Source organism: bacterium (assembly GCA_040753555.1).
In the GTDB taxonomy this organism is placed as follows: Bacteria; UBA9089; UBA9088; order UBA9088; family UBA9088; genus JBFLYE01.
This window is the reverse complement of the sequence record JBFMDZ010000149.1, coordinates 1-5008: the sequence shown is the minus strand read 5'-3', so window position 1 is coordinate 5008 and position 5008 is coordinate 1. Positions and strand designations below refer to the sequence as shown.

At 35.6% G+C, this 5008-nt stretch carries 6 protein-coding genes; 1 reads left to right on the top strand and 5 read right to left on the bottom strand.

The window, feature by feature from the left end:
* The 5 genes from AB1630_10105 to AB1630_10085 form a co-directional block, all read right to left on the bottom strand.
* Window positions 1-104, bottom strand: a 104-nt coding sequence (locus AB1630_10105; GenBank protein MEW6104143.1) for a hypothetical protein, incomplete at its 3' end; no start/stop codon positions are given.
* Window positions 105-269: 165 nt separating this feature from the next.
* The gene (locus tag AB1630_10100) at window positions 270-458 is read right to left on the bottom strand and encodes a hypothetical protein (GenBank protein ID MEW6104142.1); all 189 of its coding nucleotides are present in this window, start codon (window positions 456-458) and stop codon (window positions 270-272) included.
* A 362-nt stretch (window positions 459-820) separates the two neighbouring features.
* Window positions 821-1018, bottom strand: a complete 198-nt coding sequence (locus AB1630_10095) for a hypothetical protein (GenBank protein MEW6104141.1) — start codon at window positions 1016-1018, stop codon at window positions 821-823.
* Window positions 1005-2819 (bottom strand): ATP-dependent zinc metalloprotease FtsH, encoded by a 1815-nt coding sequence (gene ftsH / locus AB1630_10090; GenBank protein MEW6104140.1) that lies wholly within the window; start codon window positions 2817-2819, stop codon window positions 1005-1007. Before ftsH ends, AB1630_10095 begins: the two co-directional genes overlap by 14 nt.
* Before the next feature lie 97 nt (window positions 2820-2916).
* On the bottom strand, window positions 2917-4491 hold the full coding sequence (locus tag AB1630_10085) for an O-antigen ligase family protein (GenBank protein ID MEW6104139.1): 1575 nt from the start codon (window positions 4489-4491) through the stop codon (window positions 2917-2919).
* 90 nt (window positions 4492-4581) lie between these two features.
* Between AB1630_10085 and AB1630_10080 the strand changes: the two genes are divergently transcribed.
* Window positions 4582-4869, top strand: a complete 288-nt coding sequence (locus tag AB1630_10080) for a co-chaperone GroES (protein MEW6104138.1) — start codon at window positions 4582-4584, stop codon at window positions 4867-4869.
* Window positions 4870-5008: the final 139 nt, after the last annotated feature.

Below are 5008 nucleotides of genomic sequence, written 5' to 3'. Positions count from 1 at the left end.
CCAAGATCAGACATTCCATATTCACAGACCATCTTCCTTGCAAGCTCTGTTGCCTTTTCAAGGTCATTCTGAGCTCCGGTTGTTATATCAGAAAATACAGCCATACCTCTTTCCACCTTCCACCCAGCAATACAGCCATCCTATCCAAAAGCTCTGTCATCATACTTGTTGGTCTCTTTTGGTTATTAACAAAATTTTTTTATAAAACATTAGCAACCTCCCTAGTTGGTAATATGATGTTATTGTCAATAAAGACTCGGAAAAAATATTCATACTTTTTCACGGGCTCTTATTTTATCAATACCTACAGCCCTATAATTTATTTGAAATTTTGTATTACATTCCAGACATTCACATAGTAAAGTTACCCATTTATTGTCATAATCTTCGTCAAAAGAAGCATATTCATAACTTCCACAATTAGGACATTCAATATCTACAGGTTCTATGTTAGCCATTTTAACACCTCCATTGATTTTTGTTGTTGATTCTCCCAAAATTTTTCTGAAAAAATCAATTTATACCGATTATCTCTTTTCTCCAACCAATTTATTAATGGTGAGGATAGTTCAATTAAAGCCCCTTTCAATTCATCATCGGTTATTTTGTATGTGTTTAGCTCCTACATAAAAAGTATCAATCTTTATAAATCCTAAATTCAAAATCCTAAATCCTAAACAATATCAAAATCCAAATGTTCAAAATCCAAAAACATCGGCCATTGTTTTGGTCATTTGGATTTTGTGCTTTGAATTTGTTTAGAATTTTGTGCTTATGTATTTAGAATTTTCCATATCTTCTTTCCTAACTTTAGGATACATTAAGCATTAGCTAAACACGTACAAAATTCCAAATCAGCCAATGTCTGCATCCAAAAGCCAAATATAGTATCACCTTTAGGGAGAATATAATTTGCAAATTCTTTGGCATAAGCCTCCATTATCTCTTCATAAGATGGAAACTCATAGGTGCCAAACATAGTAACAGGTTGTCTTAATATTGTCTTATTTGTCTGCATTTCCCTCTTCCAATATCTTCTTTATATCCTCTGCCTCAAGGATTTCTTTTTCAATTAGAGAAGATGCTAGCTTATCAAGTCTTGCCCTATTCTCAGAGACTATATTGTATGTCCTTTTGTATGTTGAGGTTACAATCTTCTCAATCTCTTTATCTATCTTTCCTGCAATCTCTTCACTATAATTCTTTTCCTTTAAAAAATCCCTTCCAAGAAATACCTCCTCATGCCTTCTTCCAAAGGTTAAAGGACCAAGATCAGACATTCCATATTCACAGACCATCTTCCTTGCAAGCTCTGTTGCCTTTTCAAGGTCATTCTGAGCTCCGGTTGTTATATCAGAAAATACAGCCTCCTCTGCACACCTTCCACCCAGCAATACAGCCATCCTATCCAAAAGCTCTGCCTTTGTAATGATGTATCTATCTTCTGTGGGAAGCTGAAGGGTATAACCAAGTGCAGATACACCCCTTGGCATAATGGAGATTTTATGAACAGGGTCAGAGCCTGGGATAAAATGGGAAACCAGGGCATGGCCTGCCTCATGACAGGCAACAATCTTTTTCTCCTTCTCAGATATTAGCTTGCTCCTCCTTTCAGGTCCTGCAATAACCCTGTCTATTGATTCCTCAAGCTCCTGCATTGTTATACTTCTTTTTTTTCTCCTTGCCGCAAGTAAGGCTGCCTCATTTATAAGATTAGCAAGGTCAGAACCAACAAATCCAGGGGTTCTCCTTGCCAAAACCTTAAGGTCTATACCCTTTGCTATACGCTTTCCCTTTGCATGAACCTTTAAGATCCCCTCCCTTGCTATAATATCTGGTGCATCAACAACAATATGCCTGTCAAACCTTCCTGGACGAAGAAGGGCTGGGTCTAAGACATCTGGCCTGTTTGTTGCGGCAATAACAATTAAGCCCTCCTGGGTATGAAAGCCATCCATTCCAACCAGCAATTGATTAAGTGTTTGCTCCCTCTCATCATGACCTCCACCAATACCAGCTCCCCTCTGCCTTCCCACCGCATCTATTTCATCAATAAATATGATGCAGGGCGTATGCTTTCTTCCCTGTTCAAACAAATCCCTAACCCTTGCTGCACCAACACCAACAAAGATTTCAACAAAATCAGAGCCAGAAACAGAGAAGAATTTAACGCCAGCCTCTCCAGCAACAGCCTTTGCTAAAAGGGTCTTTCCTGTTCCAGGGGGACCTACAAGCAAAACACCCTTTGGAATCTTTGCCCCCAATTTCTGAAACCTCTTTGGGTCTTTTAAAAACTCAATTATCTCAACCAGCTCCTGCTTTGCCTCCTCAACACCTGCAACATCCTTAAATGTTATAGATTCCTCTGTCTTTGCAAATAGCCTTGCCCTTGACCTTGTAAATGAAAATGGATTCTCTCCACCTGGACCCCTTACATTTCTAAATAAGAGAAACCAGAAGATAAAGATAAAAAAGATTGTTGGAATAACCGTCTGCCAAAAGAAGTTAATAAATGAGTGAAAGGGAGATATATCTTCTCCTTTAAAGCTGACATTGTTTTCCTTAAGAAAGTTTATAAGGTTTTCATCCCTATATGGAATCTGCGTTGTAAATAAAACAACCTTTTTGCCCTGAACGATTTTTCCCTTAATTGAGCTATCAATAATAACTATCTCTTTTATTATTCCCTCCTCTACGAATTTTAAGAAGGTAGAATATGGAATAATTTCTGGTTTTTCTGGAATCTCTATCTTTGTGTTATAAAAAATAAGAGCGATTGTGATAATTCCAATTAGCCATAGAAATATTTTCTTAAGCATAAAAGAATTTTACCTTGTTAAGAGAGGTAAAGTCAAATGCTGGTATGTATGTTTAAATTGGAATTTAGACATTAAGTTTATTTATCATTGGAATTTATTACTGAAGCTCTGTTAAAAGATTATCTAAACACATCCTATAAATGGGATTTGTTGGGTAAAATTTGGATGCTCTTTTTAGAAAAAAAATTGCCTCCTTATTTCTGCCTTTTTTTATAAGAACCCTTGCAATGCAATAGTTATAATAAGGAAAATTTGGATTTTCTTCTATTGCCATTCTATATAGCTTTAAAGAATAATCGGGGTCTTTTTCTTCCTTTAGCCTTCCTAATGTAATAAGCCATTCTGGGTTTTTATTAAGGTTTATTGCATTCTCTAGATTTTTTTCTGCCAATACATATTCGTTTGTAAAGATATAATCCATTGCCTTTTCATAAAGAGAGGCTGCTTTCATCATTTTATAGGAATAAAAACAAAGGTAAATAACGGGAATAATAAGGATAAGAGCAAATAACCTACTTGTCTTTTTTTCATTTTTTTCAAAAGAGAAAAGTATTCCAAGGAAGAAAAAGAAGATAAATGTAATCTCTGGAAGGTATAGGTCAAAATCAACAATAGAATGGAAGAAAAATGCAAAAGAGCCGATATAATAGCCCTCCAAATTTCTATTTTTCCTTGCTATGTTTAACCCCTTTATTGCTATAAATACAAGAAGAAAAATAAAAGCTAAAAGCCCAAATATTCCAAGCTCAACACCTATTTGAAGGTAATTATTATGAGCCATCCTTGTTTCCTCCTCGCTTGCTAGTTTGTATTTAAAATACATTGAGGCAAATGTAGAAATGCCTGTGCCAGCTGGATTATCCCTGATTATTTTAAGACTTGCCCTTGCATATCCAAGCCTTGCAATAAGGGAGCTTGGTGGTGGGATAGAATAATGGATTAAAACAAAGAGGAATAAAAAAAGGGAAAGAATTATTAAAATTCTTTTCCTTCTTAAGATAAAGAATAAAAATAAGGAAAAGAAAAAGGAGATAAATCCTCCCCTTGAGCCTGTAAGATAAAGGGAATATAAGAGCAGAAGAGCAGAAGAGCAGAAGAGCAGAAGATGAAATTTCTTTTTTAAGTTAAATATCAAGGATATAGCCAAAGGAAGGACGAGGACAAGGTATCCTGCAAATGCATTTGGATATATAAATGTTGAAAATACTTTGTTGGAAGCCCTTCCTAGAAATTCATCGGGAAGTTTATAAAATTGGATAAATTCCCTCGTCTGGGCAAGACCAAATAAGGATTGGTATATTCCATAGCAAGAGACAAGAAAGCAGGAAAGAAGGATAGAAATTCTTGCTTTATTTTCAGATGGAGGGTAATGGATAACAAGAAAGTAAAGAAGGAAATAGGAGAGAAAGATAAAGCCTTGTGTGATTGCCTCATTCTTTGAGAATGAATTGAATATTCCTACAATAATAGCAATTGCAAAAAGAAACAAGGGAAGATCAAGGGAAGAAGAATATAAAATTTCTTTTTTTAAAATAATCCTTACAAGACAAAGAAGGAACAAAAGGAATAGGATAATGAGTATAAACCAATTAGACGATGGCCCTGACACCCCTGATGTGAATGGACGAATAAAAACAAGGATAAGGATTATAATTTTTATGAACCTAGGCATCCTGAAATTATATGGATAAAAAATTTTATTGACAAGAAAAAACAAAAAATGATAAAATTTTTAGCATTAAAAAATCGGAGGTGATTTAAAATGAACATAAGACCATTAGGAGATCATATTCTGGTAAAGCCAGAAGAAGAGAAAGAGGTCAAGAAGGGAGGGATAATAATCCCTGATACAGCAAAGGAGAAGCCTCAGGAAGGCATTATCAAGGCTGTTGGGAAAGGGAAAAGGCTTGACGATGGAACAATTGTCCCACTTGAGGTAAAGGCAGGGGATAAGGTTCTATTTGGCAAGTATTCGGGAACAGAGATAAAGATAGACGAGAATAGCTATCTTATTATGAGAGAGGACGATGTCCTCGGAATAATTGAATAAAAGGAGGTAGATAAATAATGGCAAAACAATTAAGCTTTAACGAAGAAGCAAGAAAAGAGATTCAAAAGGGCGTAAATACCTTAGCAGATGCGGTTAAGGTTACATTAGGCCCAAGGGGGAGGAATGTTGTCTTAGACAA